This window comes from Desulfofundulus sp. (assembly GCF_049701015.1).
Classification (GTDB): domain Bacteria; phylum Bacillota; class Desulfotomaculia; order Desulfotomaculales; family Desulfovirgulaceae; genus Desulfofundulus.
Genome location: NZ_JBNATZ010000319.1, coordinates 1 through 2471, shown reverse-complemented (window position 1 = coordinate 2471; position 2471 = coordinate 1). Strand labels below are relative to the sequence as shown.

Annotated in this window: 2 protein-coding genes; both read left to right on the top strand. The window is 57.0% G+C overall.

Annotated elements, in window-relative coordinates; all coding sequences use genetic code 11:
* A partial coding sequence (locus tag ACPLUI_RS13835; protein ID WP_424660830.1) for an S-layer homology domain-containing protein occupies nt 1–402 on the top strand: 402 nt, incomplete at its 5' end.
* A 128-nt stretch (nt 403–530) separates the two neighbouring features.
* On the top strand, nt 531–2471 hold a 1941-nt coding region (locus tag ACPLUI_RS13830), incomplete at its 3' end, for a DUF4430 domain-containing protein (protein WP_424660829.1).

Below are 2471 nucleotides of genomic sequence, written 5' to 3'. Positions count from 1 at the left end.
TCACGTCAGGACCTGCTTATGCTCGACCAGAAGTTCAAGGACGGCCGGGATGTTCCACAGTGGGCCCGGGAAGCCGTGGCCGTGGCTTTAAGGGAGGGCCTCGTCTCGGGCTACCCGCAGCCGGACGGCAGCCTTGTGTTTAAAGGAGAAGAACCGGTGAGCCGGGCCGAACTGGCTGCCCTTATGGCCCGGGTCATTAAAAAGAAATGCGGTGAGGTGGTGCCGAAGGTCCTGGACTTTGCCGACGCGGCGGAAATTCCTGCCTGGGCGAAAGAGGCCGTGGGGGTGGCTTACGCTAAAGGAGTGGCCGGCGGTTATCCGGACCGTACCTTCCGGGCGGGTAAAATGGTGACCAGGGCCGAAGCGGCGGCCATGCTTTTGCGCCTGGCGGACGTGAACTGAACTTGAGGAAAGGACCTTGATATTGGCTGGCGGCGGTTGTTCCGGCGGGTGGCCGGAGGAAGGAACAGCTGCCGCCGGGGCGGTTACTGTGCATACCCGTGAGCGAAACAGTAGAGGGGGACGGAACGTTGTCTAACCGGAAGAGGTTGTGGAAGAAACTCAGTTTGCTGCTGGTACTGGTCATGGCCGCAACCCTGCTGGTACCCGCAGTAAATGCCGGTGCTGGCGAGGTAACCGGCTCACCGGCCAACAATGCAGTGCAGTTCCTGTACAACGAGTACGTGCAGAAGGGAATCGACAATTCAGGATATGGGGTGGGTTCCTACGCTCTTTATGTCTTGAAACAGGCCGGTGTCGATGTAAGCGGCTGGGTATATAACGGTGTGAAGTACGAAGATGCGGTCGTAAATGCTGTTTATAACGATCTGCAAAATGCCTCGACTCCGGCCAACATCCTGGCCCAGGACCTCCTGGCCGTGCAGGCGCTGGGAAGGGGTGACCTGGCCGGCCAGCTTGTGGATATTTTAAAAAACCGGCAGACGGAAAACGGCTTTGACTACAGTATCTTCAGCAATATGCAGGCCTTCGACCTCATGGTCCGGGCGGGTCAGTTGAGCGTTCTCAATACAGCCTATGCCAGAGAATACATTTTAGGAACCCGGAATACAAGTGTCAATGATAGTGCCTATGGAACTTGGGGTTACACTTATGAGGGTACTTATTATCCTGATTTTATGACCACGGCCCAGGCGGTAAGGGTGTTGCACTACCTGGACCCGAATGGGAATGACGCTGATATTCAGGCCGCCATTGAAGATGGCCTGGCCTGGATGCAGAAACAGCAACAGGCCGACGGCAGCTTTGCGGCTGGCATGGACGACCCGGCTATTGATACTGCCGAAGTGGTTATGACCTTAAAGGCGCTGGGAAGCGATCCTGCTGAATGGAAATCTAATGACGGGAAAACGGTTGTTGATTATCTGATGAATAATGTTCTCAATCCGGACGGTAGTCTTGGCACTTCAAAGAACGCCATGGATGCCATCTGGGTACTCAATGCCTGTAATTTGCTGGGCTTACAGCCTACAGTATGGCGTTTTTACCTTGATCCTTCCAGTATAAATGTAACTCCAGGCACTCAACAGCAATTTAAAGCCGTCTGGGAGGACGCTTACGGCCCGTCTGACGTAACGCAGTGGGCGGCCTGGTCCGTAGCCGACAGCAGTATTGCCAGCGTCGACGACAGTGTTTACAAGGGGCAGGTCAAGGCGACAAACGCCGGCCGGACGGTGGTCAGGGCCGTTTACAACGGGCTTACGGCTTCGGCCGTCCTGACCGTGAGCTCCCTGAGCGGGGGGACTGCGGTGACCACGAAGTCTGCCGGCCTGGCCGTGGTGGGGATGAACGGCGAGCTCCTGTTCGGCCCCTCTTATGTCACGGTCCCCAAAGACGATAAGTGGGGGCTGACCGCCCTGGGCGTCCTGGATGCCTCCGGTATTCCCTACCACACCTCAAACTGGTCCTGGGGCGTCCTGGTGGACCAGATTGCCGGGGTGGCCAACAGCGGGATGGCTGGCTGGATGTACGCGGTGAACGATTCTACTGATGGTCTTTCGGGACCTGAAAAATATAACCTTAAAGATGGCGACAGGATCGTCTGGTATTACAGCAAGAGCATGGAGCAGCAGCCTCCCAAGTGGGACGACCTGGTCAGGCAGGCTTCGAGCGGGAACAGTCCGGTGGTAAATCTACCTGCTCCTGTGAGCGACTCCGTCCTGAATGCGGCCATCCAGAGCGCAGGTTCTGCCGGACAGGTTGTCCTGCAGGCGGGTCCAGACCAGACGACTCTGGCCCTGTCGACGGACCAGTTGTCTAAAATAACCGGTATCAGCAAGCCCCTGGCTGTTACCGTTCAGAACGTGCAGTTTGTTCTCTCCATGGACAGCCTGCAGGTGCCGGAGTTGACGACCTCCGATGTCGCACAGCTCCAGCTCAAAGCACAAAAACTGAGCGGTACTGATGCCCAGAGCCTGACATCGTCTGTGGCCGGCCAGTTGAAACTGGTGGGG